Origin of the sequence: Levilactobacillus fuyuanensis (genome assembly GCF_003946395.1) — a bacterium.
GTDB lineage: Bacteria > Bacillota > Bacilli > Lactobacillales > Lactobacillaceae > Levilactobacillus > Levilactobacillus fuyuanensis.
Map to the genome: position 1 here is coordinate 1 of NZ_RHNZ01000006.1, position 15,552 is coordinate 15,552.

At 49.1% G+C, this 15,552-nt stretch carries 9 protein-coding genes and 1 CRISPR repeat array; of the genes, 6 read left to right on the top strand and 3 right to left on the bottom strand.

Annotated features, from left to right (window positions below; translation table 11 throughout):
• The first annotated feature begins 222 nt into the window (after positions 1-222).
• Positions 223-1,714: a CRISPR direct-repeat array (repeat unit 28 nt; unit sequence GTATTCCCCACAGGTGTGGGGGTGATCC).
• 211 nt (positions 1,715-1,925) lie between these two features.
• The gene (locus EKM73_RS03890; RefSeq protein ID WP_125700681.1) at positions 1,926-2,933 is read right to left on the bottom strand and encodes a hypothetical protein; all 1,008 of its coding nucleotides are present in this window, start codon (positions 2,931-2,933) and stop codon (positions 1,926-1,928) included.
• A 753-nt stretch (positions 2,934-3,686) separates the two neighbouring features.
• On the opposite strand from EKM73_RS03890, the gene EKM73_RS03895 reads away from it, so the two are divergent.
• Positions 3,687-3,980 (top strand): LlsX family protein, encoded by a 294-nt coding sequence (locus tag EKM73_RS03895; RefSeq protein ID WP_125700682.1) that lies wholly within the window; start codon positions 3,687-3,689, stop codon positions 3,978-3,980.
• An 11-nt stretch (positions 3,981-3,991) separates the two neighbouring features.
• Complete coding sequence (locus tag EKM73_RS03900) at positions 3,992-5,986, top strand: KUP/HAK/KT family potassium transporter (protein WP_125700683.1); 1,995 nt, start codon at positions 3,992-3,994, stop codon at positions 5,984-5,986.
• Positions 5,987-6,079: 93 nt separating this feature from the next.
• Here the strand turns inward: EKM73_RS03900 and yjeM are convergent, their stop codons facing one another.
• Positions 6,080-7,594 carry a glutamate/gamma-aminobutyrate family transporter YjeM gene (yjeM, locus tag EKM73_RS03905; protein WP_125700684.1) on the bottom strand — a complete coding sequence of 505 codons (1,515 nt, stop codon included), beginning with the start codon at positions 7,592-7,594 and terminating at the stop codon, positions 6,080-6,082.
• A gap of 56 nt (positions 7,595-7,650) precedes the next feature.
• Complete coding sequence (locus EKM73_RS03910) at positions 7,651-9,066, bottom strand: C69 family dipeptidase (RefSeq protein ID WP_125700685.1); 1,416 nt, start codon at positions 9,064-9,066, stop codon at positions 7,651-7,653.
• A gap of 281 nt (positions 9,067-9,347) precedes the next feature.
• Between EKM73_RS03910 and EKM73_RS03915 the strand changes: the two genes are divergently transcribed.
• The 4 genes from EKM73_RS03915 to EKM73_RS03930 all read left to right on the top strand — a co-directional run bounded on the left by EKM73_RS03915 (position 9,348) and on the right by EKM73_RS03930 (position 15,552).
• Positions 9,348-10,238 (top strand): YitT family protein, encoded by an 891-nt coding sequence (locus EKM73_RS03915; RefSeq protein WP_125700821.1) that lies wholly within the window; start codon positions 9,348-9,350, stop codon positions 10,236-10,238.
• Between the two features lie 81 nt (positions 10,239-10,319).
• Positions 10,320-13,472, top strand: a complete 3,153-nt coding sequence (locus EKM73_RS03920) for a type I restriction endonuclease subunit R (RefSeq protein ID WP_125700686.1) — start codon at positions 10,320-10,322, stop codon at positions 13,470-13,472.
• Positions 13,469-15,115: a type I restriction-modification system subunit M gene (locus tag EKM73_RS03925; RefSeq protein WP_125700687.1), complete on the top strand. Its 1,647-nt coding sequence runs from the start codon at positions 13,469-13,471 to the stop codon at positions 15,113-15,115. The genes EKM73_RS03920 and EKM73_RS03925 overlap by 4 nt, the downstream gene beginning before the upstream one ends.
• Positions 15,112-15,552 carry a restriction endonuclease subunit S domain-containing protein gene (locus EKM73_RS03930; protein WP_125700688.1) on the top strand — a complete coding sequence of 147 codons (441 nt, stop codon included), beginning with the start codon at positions 15,112-15,114 and terminating at the stop codon, positions 15,550-15,552. Before EKM73_RS03925 ends, EKM73_RS03930 begins: the two co-directional genes overlap by 4 nt.

Here is a 15,552-nt window from a genome sequence, read left to right on the forward strand (position 1 = left end):
AATGCCTGAACTAGCTTAGCAACTAGACCACTTCTAAGAATAGATTCTTAGTGTTGCACTTGATTTGACAATTGAGGAACTTGATTTTTCTGACAAATGTCATTTTTAGATAATTTTTTTCAATTGTTAATCGTGAATGACTGAGGTATGCTAAAGAAGCAAGTTAAAGGAAATAGGCGTTTTTGGAAAAATGAAATGCCGGTGTATCAGTGTTTGTTTAGTGTATTCCCCACAGGTGTGGGGGTGATCCCTGACATTCATACAGGATACGAGCTAGCCAATCGTATTCCCCACAGGTGTGGGGGTGATCCCACCCCGAAGCGAAGCAGTGGAAGACCATTCCTGTATTCCCCACAGGTGTGGGGGTGATCCCTGTATAGCTGGTTCAAAACAACGGGACTCCCCGTATTCCCCACAGGTGTGGGGGTGATCCACGACGGGGGTTCGACGTTGCAAGCTAACGCAGGTATTCCCCACAGGTGTGGGGGTGATCCCTTGATAATCTGTTTATCTGGGTTTTGATGGTTGTATTCCCCACAGGTGTGGGGGTGATCCCATGCCAATGGCGGAACGAATCGACGACAATAGGTATTCCCCACAGGTGTGGGGGTGATCCTTGCGAAGGCAAACGGGGGGAATCCTGGCAAAGGTATTCCCCACAGGTGTGGGGGTGATCCCTGTTATAATCACACTTAACAATTTCTGCACTTGTATTCCCCACAGGTGTGGGGGTGATCCTGACAAAGTTGCAAGCAGTGATATGATTGATTCGTATTCCCCACAGGTGTGGGGGTGATCCCAAGCACTGAGAACTTTAGAATCACTCCGCCTAGTATTCCCCACAGGTGTGGGGGTGATCCTGGCGTCAGCGCCCTCCTTGGTAACCGTTCCGGGTATTCCCCACAGGTGTGGGGGTGATCCTAGTGTGAATTAACCCACCATCTTCGCCGCGCTGTATTCCCCACAGGTGTGGGGGTGATCCCAAAGATAGTGTTGCTACTGATTTTGATAGTACGTATTCCCCACAGGTGTGGGGGTGATCCCAACATCTTCCGTCAGACTCAAAGCAACGGGGAGTATTCCCCACAGGTGTGGGGGTGATCCCAACGTTGCTTATAACTTGGAATGGTGTAGCCGGTATTCCCCACAGGTGTGGGGGTGATCCTACTAAGTAAATTTTGTCCTAACTTCATTGGTGGTATTCCCCACAGGTGTGGGGGTGATCCTACGGCATAACATTGACGTCGCTAAATCTCATAGTATTCCCCACAGGTGTGGGGGTGATCCTGCTGGCGTTCTGCTCGTTGATCTGTAGCTGGTGTATTCCCCACAGGTGTGGGGGTGATCCCATAAAATTGTAATAAAAAATATTCAATAATTCGTATTCCCCACAGGTGTGGGGGTGATCCCTTCGCGGCGACTTGTTCCATCTCAGGCACCCGGTATTCCCCACAGGTGTGGGGGTGATCCCTCATGTGCGGCGTGCTGGCGGCTCGCATACGTGTATTCCCCACAGGTGTGGGGGTGATCCTCATGCTTTCCACCGTTCTAACTACCTCTTTTTGTATTCCCCACAGGTGTGGGGGTGATCCCCTCTTCAATATCACTCTTGGCAGTCTGAACTTGTATTCCCCACAGGTGTGGGAGTGATCCTTTAGCCGCAAAAGTGTGCCGCAAAAGGTGGCAGTATTCCCCACAAGTGTGGGGATGATACACCATTACGCCATATGAGAGCGTCTGCGAGTACAACAATACGCAGCAGGCAGTTTCTGAAGTGCTGTGGGTGGTTTGTACCTTACTGATTGTGGTGCTGGTACTTTGGCCGTATTGTTGTCCCTGTACAGAGTAGTGAATGGAGATGATTGCGGAGGGCATGAAAGCAAAATAAAAGGCTACCCTGTTACAGGTAGTCTCTTTGGTAGAGATTAATATAGACCTTCAACGAAAACCGTTGAGACTTTCTTATCGTTGGTGCTGACGTATTCGTTGCCATTTATTGCCGAAATATAAGACTCAGCTACATCATTTAGTGGCAGGAAAAAGGGCTGCTTGCCATTATTAACAGTAATATTGTACGCGCCAGCGTCACCATTGTAACTATCATGGCTCTGGAAAACGTGTCCTAACTTAAAACTCAATTTATATTGGGTGGACTTGCCGACCTTGGCTTTTTTGGTAGTTACACCAGATAATCGCTTGTTTAAGTAGTAAGTGACGGTTGCGTGTGTACGCTTAAACTTTTTGATTTTAGCATAGCGCGTAGCCTTGTAAATTCCACCCTTAGAATGGTAAGCGAGTTGACTGTCTGCAGTCACTGAGATAAAAGGCAAGCTTGAGGCTGCGTTATCGTATTGTGCTTTTGTAGTCTTAACTGATAGTCGAGGGAAACTTGCGACAGATTTTTTAGAAAAGGCGGTTGTTCGCATGTATTTTTGTGTTGCGCCACTATTATTTTTGGACATTGCGAAGCTGTAGTGCCAGTTTCCGAGTTTTTTAAAAACTTTTTCCTGATTCTTGATACTCAGGGTAGTGTTGTCAATATTTTGCAGGTTGCCGTTACCGTCATTTAAGCCAGTGACAACTGAACCTTTAGGTAAAGTGACCGTTTTGTGTCTAAATTCATTGGTTAATGTTAACGGGCTCTTTAACTTGTACGTTTGATACATATTATATGGCTGTACGGTTTGTGTTGCACTGGGGCCATAGGTATAAATAGAATTTAGATTAGATAAATTGCTAATATCAATTTTATCAATGGCTTTATCAACTTTTTTTTCATTAGCTGCCATTTTTGCACGAGCCGCCGCAATCTGTGCAGTAGTAGGCGTTTTAGTTTTAGCGTGTGCTGTAGTCGTCCCCGTAGCAATTCCAACCCCTGTAACTGCTCCTAGAAGCATGAGAGCAGCGGCGTATTTACTAGTTAACTTAATCATGTAGTTACCCCCTAATATATGTGGTGCTTGTAAAATATTATAAACTTGCTGAGCGCAAATTAAAAACCATCCCCTGAATAAGAAAGATGGTTGCTAGTTGACCTATTTTAAAATTGCATTTCCTGCTAAAATGATGAAAGCTAGTGCAAAGAAAATAATGGTCAGTGTATTCATGGTTCGTTTATTCATTGTGGTGCCCCCTTTGTTGCATCTCGTAGATCTATGGCAGGATGGTTAGTGTCTTGCCTCGTATAAGTTACGAATTGCTAAGACCAGCCCAATTATGGCAATCACTAGAGCTATTATTGAGATAGCAAGCGTTACTGTTTCCATGTTGAGGCTTCCAGTGCCATCCAAAATCTGTAGCGCCCACGTAATCGCTAAGAGTACTAGCGCAAGGGCCCAACATATCTGATTAGCTTTTTTGCTCATATAAACTCACTCCCTGCTGATATCATACAACTAGGTGGGGTGGAAAGTAACCCCTGAGCCTTATACAGCACCTGCTGTCCCCCACGTATGTGGAGGCTTTTTCTTACGTTAGTTAGCTTGAAAGATCGCATACATAAAATTGAAAAACTATAGCTTAATTTGTTTATAAACTCTATTAGCTGTTTTGTTAAGGAATTACTTCAATCCCCAACTAGTTCAGCCGCAGTCCGATTCGGTCACTGACCTCCGCAAGCCAGTGTGACGAGTTGGCATAGCGGGCCCGGCCCGCTATGATGGAGGCCACAGTGAGGGGGGATTCTCATGCGCAAGACGGTACTACGGCTCAGCTTGGAAATCGTGGGTGGGATGATCGTGTCGGCAGGGCTACTGTCGCTGATCATTTCCAGCACCTACGTCTACGTGCACGCTTCGGGGGTAGCGCACTACAATCTCAATCTATTGGGATTGTCATTCTTTCGGATTAGCCACGTGGCAGGCCATTTTAGCGGACAATCCAACTCGTTAGGTATGGGTTATGTGTGGCTGGCGGGGACGGCAATGATTTTAGTTTTAGGCGAGTTGCGTCACCGGTTAGTCACGCATCGGTGGTTGTAGGGGGCGAGCACATGCGGATGACGACACAGAAACTCACGGGGGTGGGGATGCTGATCACGCTGGGAATTGTTTACGGCGACATCGGCACCTCGCCCCTTTACGTCATGAACGCAATCGTTGACCAGGCGGGGCGTGGAGCGATGACGGCCGTGACACCGGTCATGTTGGGTAGCATCTCCCTAATTTTTTGGACGCTGATGCTGATCACCACAGTCAAATACATCCTGTTAGCGATGCGGGCCGACAACCGGCACGAAGGTGGCATCTTTGCCCTGTACGCCCTGGTCCGTAATCACGCCAAGTGGCTGATCTTTCCCGCGCTGATTGGCGGGGCTGCGTTACTTGCAGACGGTACATTGACGCCTGCGGTGACGGTGACCTCGGCGATTGAGGGCCTGAAGAGCCAAACGCTGGGTCCCGTACACTTCAGTGGGAGTCAGGGCTGGGTGCTACTCGTGGTCACAGGGATTCTGGTCGGACTGTTTCTGGTCCAACGCCTGGGAACCCAGTTGATTGGCTGGTCATTTGGACCGCTGATGCTGGTATGGTTCAGCTTTATTGGGCTGGTGGGCTTACGTAACCTCTTTAGTGACCCCCTGATTATCCGGGCACTCGCACCGACATATGCGCTACGTTTCTTAGTCAGTCCGGATAACCGGCAAGGTATCTTCATTCTCGGTAGCGTGTTTCTGGCGACAACGGGGGCGGAGGCCCTTTACTCCGACATGGGACAGGTTGGCAAACGCAATATTTACGGGACCTGGCCGTTTGTTTACTTAACGCTGATGCTGAGTTATCTCGGCCAAGGGGCCTGGGTAATCCACCACGCTAGTCAGCTGAGGGCGGCTCATCCGGTCAATCCCTTCTACGCGATGGTGCCGGGAAGCTGGCGATTGTTTGCCATTGGAATTGCGACCGTGGCGGCAATCATTGCCTCGCAGGCGTTGATCACCGGGTCCTATACGCTGGTGCATGAAGCGATGGGGCTAAAATTACTGCCAAGATTGCGCATTAAGTTTCCCGGTAGTGAAAAGAGCCAGCTGTATATTTCAACCGTCAACTGGCTACTGTGTGCCGTGACGCTGGGGATCGTCTGGTTCTTTCGGACGTCCAGCCGCATGGAGGCGGCGTACGGCCTGGCAATCACGCTGACCATGTTGATGACAACGCTACTCCTACACGCATTCTTACAGCAGCGCGGCCATCGTTTGTTGGCACAGATCTACGTGGGGGCCTTTGGTTTGCTGGAAGGCTTATTCCTGGTGGCGAGTTTGGCGAAGTTTGTTCGCGGTGGCTACGTGACGCTGTGCCTGACCGTGGTGATTCTGACGATCATGGTCTTTTGGTACTACGGCAACCGGCGGCGGAGCGCTCACGTGGAGGATGCTGAGTACGTATCGTTGTTGGACTTTCTGCCACAGTTGGCAGCTTTGAGTCGGGACGACCAGGTGCCACCATTTGCGACGAATCTGGTCTACGTGGGTCACGTGGCCCCGAACTACGCGATTAAGCGGGCGGTGGTCTACTCGATTCTGGATCAACAGCCGAAGCGCGCGGCAGTCTACTGGTTCGTGACGGTCAACGAGACCGATACGCCCTATGAGTGTAGCTATACCGTGGAAACGCTGGGCACACGAAACGTGATGGACGTGCAGCTTTATCTCGGTTTTAAAAAACCGCAGCGGGTCAACGTGTACTTGCGCCAAATCGTCAATGATTTACTGAAAGCGGGAATTTTACCGGACCAGACGCCCCGGTATTCGAGTGTTCCGGGTCGACGCGTTGGTAACTTCAAATTTGTTATGCTTAATCAGCAATTCCAGGATCTAGGGACGGAGGATGATCTGCCGGCAGTGGATCGGTTGCTAATCGGCGGTCGACTGCTACTTCAACGCGTGAGCCTGTCACCCCAACGTTGGTATGGTTTGGAATTTAGCGACGTGGTGGAAGAACGAGTGCCACTATTCATTGGACATGCGCCGGACCGGACGTTGCGGCGGAAATAAGCTGAAGTTTTGGCAGACTAATCGTGATTCTAATTGCATTTAACGTCAAAAAAAGTTCGAGACCAATCGTCTCGAACTTTTTCAATAGTCAATTTAGTTTTCGTCACTAGCTGGATCATTTTCCTTTGCTGAACGCTTTTCAGCGTTGTGGTAGAAGATCCAAGCCACGGCACCGAAGAAGATTGGGCCAATGATCGTCCAGAAGGCGGTCTTGTAGTCGGCAGCCATGATTGGTTGGAGACAAGTGAAGACGATTCCGGCAATCAAGACCAGCAGCACGATCCCCACGATGATGTTGGTGAAGACCTTGTTCTTGTAAACGACGAATGGCCGTTCCAGGTCGGTCCGCTTCTTGAAGAATGGGAAAGCCCCAATCAAGAAAAGGTAGGGTGCTGAGGTGGAAACGTTGGCCATGTTGGTCAAGATTTGGTAGAACTCCTTGGCTGCGGAACCCCCGAAGGAGACGAAGAAGATGAAGACGGCAACCACTGTGGCTTGAATCCACATGGAGTAGGCTGGCACACCAGCCTTGTTGAGGCGCGTCATCTTCTTAGGCCACAGCTTTGGTGAAGATCCCATGATGAAGGACTTCAGTGGCGAGTAGACCAAAACGAAGAAAGAACCCAAGTAAGCCATGAACATACTCAACCCGGTCAAACGAGCCAAGACATTTCCAATCAACACGGAAGTACCGTGAGACAGGTTCATCGCGTGACCCATGACCAGCCCTAAGTTATTCATCAGGACGTAGGTGATGTTCCCCAGGTTAACGGAACCGCCACCCAAGACTTCGTGCCAGTTGGCGCTGACCCCCCAGAGGAAGATCGAGACGGAGTAGGCAATCGTGATGGTAATCGTGGAAATGATCAGCCCCTTAGGGAAGGTCTTTTCCGGCTTATCCATACTGTCGGTGATCCCCCCCATGGATTCCATCCCGGCGTAAGCAAAGACGGCGTAGATCACGAATGACAAGAGCGCCATCGGTGACTGGAATTGTGGGTTGGGTGAGGCAATGAAGCTGTGCAGGCCGTTAACGGGTTCTGCGAGTTGACCCTTGTTCAAGATCCAGATTAAAATGCTGGCGATGAAGAACAAGATGGTCAGGCCCATCACAAAGATTCCTCCCAATGAAGAAATCTTAGCGATTGAGCTTACCCCACGCGTGGCGAAGAAGGTCACGGAGAGAATCCAGACGATTCCCAAGATCCCAACCGTTTGCGTAGAGCTTAAACCGAGGATCCCCCAGGTCTGCGTTTGGTCGCTCCCGGAGATCAAGGTTGACAGTGGAATCCAAACCTTGGTCGAGGTCGACAGCATCCAGATGATCCAAGAAGACAGCCAGATGAAGGTCCCAATGAAGGCCATCTTTTCGCCGATGGATTCAGCTAACCAGGAGTAAATGCCCCCCTTAGCTTCCTTAAACGTTGATCCGTATTCTGCCAGCATCAAGGCACTTGGCAGGAAGAAGAACAGGGCGGCTAAAACGTACCAGATAATGCTGGCATATCCCATTTGGTCATAAGCAACAGTTCCGTTAGCGAAACCGTAGATGGCCGAAAAAATCATTAAGATCAGACTGAAGAGTCCAATCTTTTTTTGCTTTTCCATTAGATTAATATCTCCCATTTATGTGGTGCGGACTAGGCCAGCTAGCCCGGGCCGTGTTATAAGTTCAGGTCCTGGTGGTAATTGAGGGGCCCGAGGTCGGTGGCCTTGGTGATTAAGGTCGCCGCCAGTTCGCGGTAACGCCGAATTCCCAATGCGGCGTTCTCGTTGGCTTGTTGCGTTAAGTACTGATTCAGCTCGGTGCCGGAAAGTTGTTGACCGACGACATCGGTGTGCTGAACGGACTGCTTGAAGGCAATTCGCAGTTCCTTTTGGACGGCACTAACCGTTGGCCAAGCCGACTGATAGTGTGCGTCTAAGAGGACGCTCACGAGCTTGTAGACCCAGTAAGCGGAATCCGCGTCGTAGGTTTCCTTGCCCAAGTGATAGGCGGCTGGTGTGCTTTCGATACCGGCGTAGAACGGCACGTAGACACTCTGCGCACCCACACCCATGGCGAGCCACTGGATACCGGCTAAGGCCGGGTCCATGGCCGGTCGTAACTGTAAGACGTGTGATTCCTGCGTCTTGGCGAGGCTGACTGGTCGGAATCGCTTACGCTGTTCCGACGTGCCAGCACCGACGGGATCGTAAGGGGTGCCCTCAAAGTGACTGCTGAGGTAGCCCTGCGCGTCATCGACACTCAACAGGTGATCGGCGTACTGAATAAAAGGTAAGTCAAATGATTGCGGTTCCTGTGCGATTTCTGGATTGAAGCAACGTTGGCCGTACCAGACGCGCGGGGTATTGTAGTACAGATCCGATTGATCCTGCGTCCCGAAGATGTTGCGCCAGCTGAAACGGTCGCGGTCAGGGTTCAAGTGATTCGTGGCCACGAACTCACGCAGGTTGCGGGCGAACATAAAGTTCTCGTGATCCTTGAAGTCAATGTCCTGAATGGCCATTTGATTGGCAACGACCGCGTAGCCGTTATCCGGAATTCGTTGGGCGACCCAGTAGTGGCCGGCCCCTGTTTCCAGGTACCAGGCTTCCTGCTGGTCGGCGAATAAAATACCGTTGGATTCGCTGGTTCCGTAGTGCTCGACGATTTGGCCAAGCAGGGCGACCCCGGCTCTAGCAGAGGTGACGTAGGGTAGGACGACCGTGATCATAGCTTCCTCACCGATACCGTCTTTGACCAGGGGATCGGCCCCGAGTACCCGTTCATTCGAGTAGGTACTTTCGGTGGCACTCATGGCCACGCCAAATTCATTGATCCCGTCTTCCTCGAACAGACCGTATTTGTCGGTCCACTCGGGGGTGGCGGTGTATTTGGCAGCGGATTGGGGCAGCGGCATGGTGAAGCCGTTGTCCGTGCTGACAAAAGTCTGGGGCGTCGTGGCTGTCGTCGCGGGGTGAACGATGAAGTGCTTGGGCCAAGCGGCCTTAGCGTCTTCGTTACGGCCAATCATGACCGAGCCATCCGTGGAAGCTTGCGCGCCAATTAAAATACTTGTACAAGCGGAATAATTCATGGGAGCGCTCCTTTCTATATAGTAGTGAATAAATTCTCGTTACTATTCTATCATTTTTAAGGATTAACGGGGCCGGTTTCTGAATATTTTTAATTATTTTACACGATTTTCTCATGAAAATAAATATTTATACAATTTGATGTTTACGCCAGACTGGGATTTTGCGGTGGTTGTGGGGGCTAAAGGCTGATGGGATGGCCGTACTAGGGGTAGCTAAGTCGCAGGAGTTGTGGTTAAATGGTGAAAACAACTGATGACTGAAAGGCGTGAAGATGAGAATTATGTTAGAAAACAATCGGCGCGAGGTGGGCAAACACCTGTTAATTTTGCTTGGATCGGCCATAATCACGGCCATTGCATTAAATGAATTCTTAGTTCCCGGTAAGATTTTCAGTGCAGGCATCAACGGGATCTCTCAGATTATTGCCACGTTATTGTCGGCGGTCGGAATTCATCTGAGTACCGGGTGGTTTATCCTGCTCTTTAACATCCCCATTGGTCTGTTGGGCTGGTTCAAGGTCGGCCGGGGATTCACCATCTATTCCATTGCGGTGGCGATTCTGACCTCGGTGTTGGCCATCGTGATTCCGGTCAACAACATTTCAAATAATTCGCTACTGGCAGCGCTGTTCGGGGGCATTCTGACCGGTGTTGGCGTGGCCTATCCGTTGAAGAATGGTTTCTCGACCGGGGGGATGGATATTATTGCCGTGGTGCTGGAGAAGACCACGGGGCGGACGATTGGAACCCTCATGATGATGATCAACTCGGGTATCGTCATCGTGGCTGGCTTTCTGTTTGGCTGGGAGAGCGCGTTATACACGATTATTTCCATTTATGCAATGTCACGAGTGGTCGATAGCATTCACACGCGCCACCAAAAGCTGACCGCTTTCATTGTGACGTCGGAACAGGACGCCGTTATCACAGAACTTAATAAAACTCTCATTCGCGGCATCACGGCCATCCCATCATTTGGGGCTTATACGCGGCAGTCGAGTACGGTACTGATGACCGTTATTTCGCGGTATGAACTTTATGCATTGGAACGGGCGGTCAAGGAAGTTGATCCCCGGGCCTTCGTCAATCTGGTCAATACCGTTGATATCGAGGGGAATTTTTACAATGAAACTGAACAGTTGAAGTTACGGGAGAAGACGGCGGAAAAGTAGGTCGCGCAAGGGGTTCCAGCGTGTTATGATAGTATTTAAATAGACTTTTAAATAAGACGCAATCATATAGGGTGAGTGAGGATGCAAGCAGAACTGGAATTTGAAGACCGATTGATCGATTATTTAACGAGCATTGGCGGGTCTAAGCAGTGGCAGTACATGCCAAAGATCAAGACGACCGCTGAGTTGTGGCAGAACTTCAAGCTTATCTTGGAGCGGAATAATCAGGAAAAGTTGGATCAACCACTGAGTGACAATGAGTTTGCACAAGTTAAGAAGCAAATCGATGATTTAAAAACGCCGTATCAAGCGGGAAAATTTTTATATGGCTTAAATGGCGTGTCCCAAGTAGAAATTGATACTGATGCTGGGGAACACGTCTTTTTGACAGTCTTTGATCAAGCCTACGTTGGGGCTGGAGGGACGGTCTATCAGGTCGTCAACCAGATTGAGCGGCCGGCCAAGTTAGCCAACTGCAGGGACCGGCGTTTCGATACCACACTGTTAATCAACGGGTTGCCAATTATTCAGATTGAAGAGAAGACGGCTGCCCGTAACGTCAAGGAAGCTTTGAACCAAATGCAGCAGTACATTCATGAAGGCCAGTTCTCAGATATTTACTCAACGGTGCAGATATTGGTGGGGATGACCCCGGATGATACGCGCTACATGGCTAATACCACTGAAGATAAATTCAATTTGGACTTTGCCTTTCACTGGCAGCGCGAGGACAACAATCAGCCCGTTATGGCGTGGCGTGACTTTCTAAACCGCATGTTGTCGATTCCAATGGCTCATCAGATGGCGACGAGTTACATGATCCTGGATGGGACCAAGCACCGGCAGATGTTAAAAGTCATGCGGCCTTATCAGGTCTATGCGACTCGCCGGGTCATTGAAAAAATCAAACAATCGCGTTTTGAACTGGATAGTCAAAAATTAGGGTACATCTGGCACACGACGGGTTCCGGGAAAACAATCAGTAGTTTCAAGACGGCTTGGCTAGCTTCACGGCTACCGAACGTGGATAAAGTCGTCTTTCTAGTGGACCGAATCGCGCTAACGCAACAAACAGCCGACAATTATTCCGCGTATGATCCAGATACCAACGATGAAAATAAAGATGGTATTATTTTTGATACAGCCAATGTGAATGTCCTGGCCCGTAAGTTGCGACAGCACGGCGGAATTATTGTGACCTCGATTCAAAAATTGGACCGATTAGTTCAGCGTCAAAGCTTTAAACGGCCTGAGCAAAATATCGTATTTATTGTCGACGAGGCCCACCGTTCAACGGCGGGAGACATGCTGCAACGGGCAAAGGATGGCTTCCCACACGGCGCGTGGGTCGGTTACACGGGGACCCCCCGGTTTGATGGCATTACGACACAGGAGATCTTCGGGGACCTGCTACACGCTTACACGATTCGTGAGGCGATTGCGGATCGTAACGTCCTGGGCTTTAAGGTCGATTTCAACACGACCTTATCCGAAGATGTTCTGAAGACACAGTATCTGCCGCAGTTCTATCAGCACGAGCATCCTGACTGGACGACGGAAAAAATCAATTATAAGATTGACCACCTGTCACGTGAAGATATGGATGATACCGTTAATTCAGGTGTCTATGATGACAATGAAGATCACGTGAAACTAGTAGTTGATGATATTTTAAACAAGTGGCGAAACCGTTCCGTTAGTGGGCGGTACAGTGCACTACTGACCACGCACGTGGGTGGCCGTAAGGCGTCTTCACCAATGGCCATGAAATACTTTGATGAATTTCAGCGGCGTAATGCGGAGGCGGATGCCGACCACCAACTGAAGGTCGCAGTGACCTTCAGTCAGGATAATTCAAATGGGGACAACATGTTGGGAACCAACACGGGACTGCACCGGGCGATGGCGGCTTATAATCACCTGTTCGGGACGGCGTTTGGCGACGACAACGTTCGGGGCTATACCGAAGATGTTGTTTCACGATTGAATCGGACTGTCAGTAATGATCCAGCCGACTACTTGGATATTGTAATCGTGATAGATCAGTTGCTGACAGGATTCGATGCCCCACACTTGAATACGTTATACGTTGACCGGACGTTGCAGGGAGCCAACTTGATTCAGGCGTACTCCCGGACCAATCGGATTCAGGACATGCAGCATAAGCCGTATGGCCGGATCGTCAATTACCGGTGGCCGGCTCAGGCTGAAAAGCTGATGAATGACGCGTTGAAGGTCTATGCGGACCCGAATTCGGCGGATATTCCGATCGATTTGTTACCAGGGGTTACGGATGAGACTGGAGCCGACGACAGTACAAGTGTCGTTGCACCGACGTTTGAAGAAACTAAGGAATCGACAACTAAGGTGTTAGACCAATTGGCCGATCTGACGGATGACTACCAACAGATTCCACGGGGAACGGCCGAACAGCAACAGGCCTTTCAATTATTGAAACAATATAATCATCAGATTGCGCTGCTCAAGCAGGATGACCAGTATGATTACGATGACCCCAACGCCCTGTTGGCAGAGATTGGGATCAGTGAGAATCAGGAAATTCGACTGACCTCGACAATTGCTAACGAGCTTGAGGAAAAGTTATCGGTCATTGATAGTGATAGTAGTGGCGATGGCGTGATCTACAGTGACTTTAAGTTGGAGATGGAACACGTCAATGAAGTCGAAGTGGACTACGATTATCTGGAAGAACTCATCGCCCAGTTCCTGAACGAAACGAATGCGGGTGAGACGGACGCTGCCGATAAGAGTTACCACCGAATCAACGACTTGGCTGACCAGTTAGAGGATCGACAGTACGGGAAGCAAATCAAACGGATGACGTCCGATGTTCATAACAATCAGCTGGATTCTGATGTGGTTAAGTCCTACCCGGTTAAAGCTAATGATGTTAAGGGCATCTTGGATGAACACAATAAGCGGAGCCGGCGGGCCGCCATTGTCGAATTTCGAACGAAGTGGGGCCTGGTCGATGCCGAGGGGGTCCGCGACTGGATCAATTCAGCATTGGACCGCCACGTGGTTGGTAACGATGATTTAAACGAAAATAATGAAGTGACCAATATCATTACCGGTGGGCAAAAGTATTACAAGGCCGATGCCCTCGACGACGATATTCGGCAATTATCAAAGATTAAATACCGGAATGAGCTGCGAAACGAATTTAGCAAGTTTGCGGATCAAATCAATCAAGAATTTAAGGAGCCATTATGAGCAAGAGAGAAGAAGCACAGGACATCACCTCACAACTGTGGGCCATGGCCAATGATTTAAGAGGAAACATGGACGCCAGTGAATTTCGGAACTACATTTTAGGCTTCATGTTCTACCGGTACTTATCGGAACATCAGGAGATGCACTGGGAGCGCTCAGGGCTTTTTGATTTAGCAGATGGAGAATCGGTAAACGATGCTTACGTCAAGGTCCCTGAGGACGAGATTAAGGACTATCTCGAGGATGCCGCGAGTGAGTTGGGTTATGCCATTGCCCCACAATTTACCTGGCGAACGATTACGGAAAGGGTAAAGGACAGTAAGATTAAGCCATCCGACTTTCAAGACATGTTCGATGACTTTAACCAGAATGCGCAGATCAACCCCAACTCCCAACAGGACTTTCGGGGGATCTTCAACGACGTTAACCTGGGGAACTCACGGTTAGGGAATAGCACGGTCTCGCGGGCACAGGCACTGAGCCGAATCGTCAAATTGGTTGATGATTTCGAGTACAACGATGATAGTGGTCACGATATTCTAGGGGATGTCTATGAATATCTGATTGCCAAGTTTGCCGGAAACTCCGGGAAAAAGGCCGGTGAATTCTATACGCCACACGAAGTCTCAAAGGTCTTAGCACGATTGGTGACGATTGACTTTAAGGCTGGCGATTCGCAGTTCACCGTCTATGACCCAACGATGGGCTCCGGGTCATTACTGCTGACGGTTCAAGAGGCCTTGAATGAGGCCGGCTTCCACGATCGGGTACATTTTCACGGGCAGGAATTGAATACGACGACGTTTAACCTGGCACGGATGAACCTGATGATGCATGGCGTGGATTATCAGAATATGGATCTGCGTAACGCGGATACATTGGAAATGGACTGGCCAGACGGTACCGACGCGGACGGTGTGGACCACCCACGGAACTTTGACGCGGTGGTTGCTAACCCGCCGTATTCTAGTAAATGGGATAACAATGCTAATAAGTTGAAGGATCCACGTTTCAAGGATTATGGGAAATTGGCGCCGGCATCGAAGGCCGACTTTGCATTCTTACTTCACGGACTCTATCACTTGTCAGATCAAGGCCGTATGGCAATCGTCTTGCCACACGGGGTGTTGTTCCGGGGAGCAGCTGAAGGGAAAATCCGGCAGGCGTTGATTGAAAAGAACTACTTGGACGCCGTGATCGGGATGCCGGCGAAGCTGTTTTACTCCACGTCGATTCCAACGACGATTCTGGTCTTCTCGAAGCACAAAACGACTAAGGATATCTTCTTCATCGATGCGTCAGCACACTTTGAAAAGGGCAAGAACCAAAATATTCTACGAGATGAGGACATCGATAAAATTATCGAGACCTATAAGGCTCGCCAAGATGTTGATAAGTACGCGTACTTGGCGACGCTAGATGAGATTAAGGAAAACGAATTTAACTTAAACATTCCGCGTTACGTGGATACGTTTGAGGAAGAACCACCCGTTGACGTTGATAAACTGGTGGCGGATATCAAGGACACGAACAATCAGATCAAGACCTTACAGTCTGATTTGGGCGACATGTTAGACGATTTAGTTGGTCAAGACGCTGTCGCTCAACAGCAGCTTGAGGCCATTAAGAGGATTTTGAAATGATGGATGATAAGAAAAGAATGGTACCGCGGATTCGTTTTCGGGGATTTGGGAATGCTTGGGAGCAACGTAAGTTAGGCGAAATTTCTAAGAGTTTTTCCTATGGAATGAATTCAGCCGCCAAAAAGTTTGATGGAATAAATAAATATATAAGAATTACTGACATTGATGAAGATTCAAATAAGCTTATATTAAGTAATATTAAGAGTCCGTCTGGAAGACTTGATGACGCTTACCTGTTATTGGATGGTGATATTTTATTTGCCAGAACGGGAGCAAGTGTTGGGAAAACATTTATTTACACTCAAGATATTGGAAAAGCGTACTTCGCTGGTTTTTTGATCCGTCAAAGAACAGAAAGTAAATATGACCCTAAATTTATTTTTCAACAAACATTAACTAGGGACTGTCTGAAAACTAAAAATTCAGGTATAATCTGA

Excerpts from the sequence above, each read along its gene's own strand:
- EKM73_RS03920 (WP_125700686.1), top strand. The coding sequence starts at position 10,320 with ATGCAAGCAGAACTGGAATTTGAAGACCGATTGATCGATTATTTAACG.
- EKM73_RS03895 (WP_125700682.1), top strand. The coding sequence starts at position 3,687 with ATGCGCAAGACGGTACTACGGCTCAGCTTGGAAATCGTGGGTGGGATG.
- EKM73_RS03900 (WP_125700683.1), top strand. The coding sequence starts at position 3,992 with ATGCGGATGACGACACAGAAACTCACGGGGGTGGGGATGCTGATCACG.
- EKM73_RS03915 (WP_125700821.1), top strand. The coding sequence starts at position 9,348 with ATGTTAGAAAACAATCGGCGCGAGGTGGGCAAACACCTGTTAATTTTG.
- EKM73_RS03910 (WP_125700685.1), bottom strand. The coding sequence starts at position 9,066 with ATGAATTATTCCGCTTGTACAAGTATTTTAATTGGCGCGCAAGCTTCC.
- EKM73_RS03925 (WP_125700687.1), top strand. The coding sequence starts at position 13,469 with ATGAGCAAGAGAGAAGAAGCACAGGACATCACCTCACAACTGTGGGCC.
- EKM73_RS03930 (WP_125700688.1), top strand. The coding sequence starts at position 15,112 with ATGATGGATGATAAGAAAAGAATGGTACCGCGGATTCGTTTTCGGGGA.
- yjeM (WP_125700684.1), bottom strand. The coding sequence starts at position 7,594 with ATGGAAAAGCAAAAAAAGATTGGACTCTTCAGTCTGATCTTAATGATT.
- EKM73_RS03890 (WP_125700681.1), bottom strand. The coding sequence starts at position 2,933 with ATGATTAAGTTAACTAGTAAATACGCCGCTGCTCTCATGCTTCTAGGA.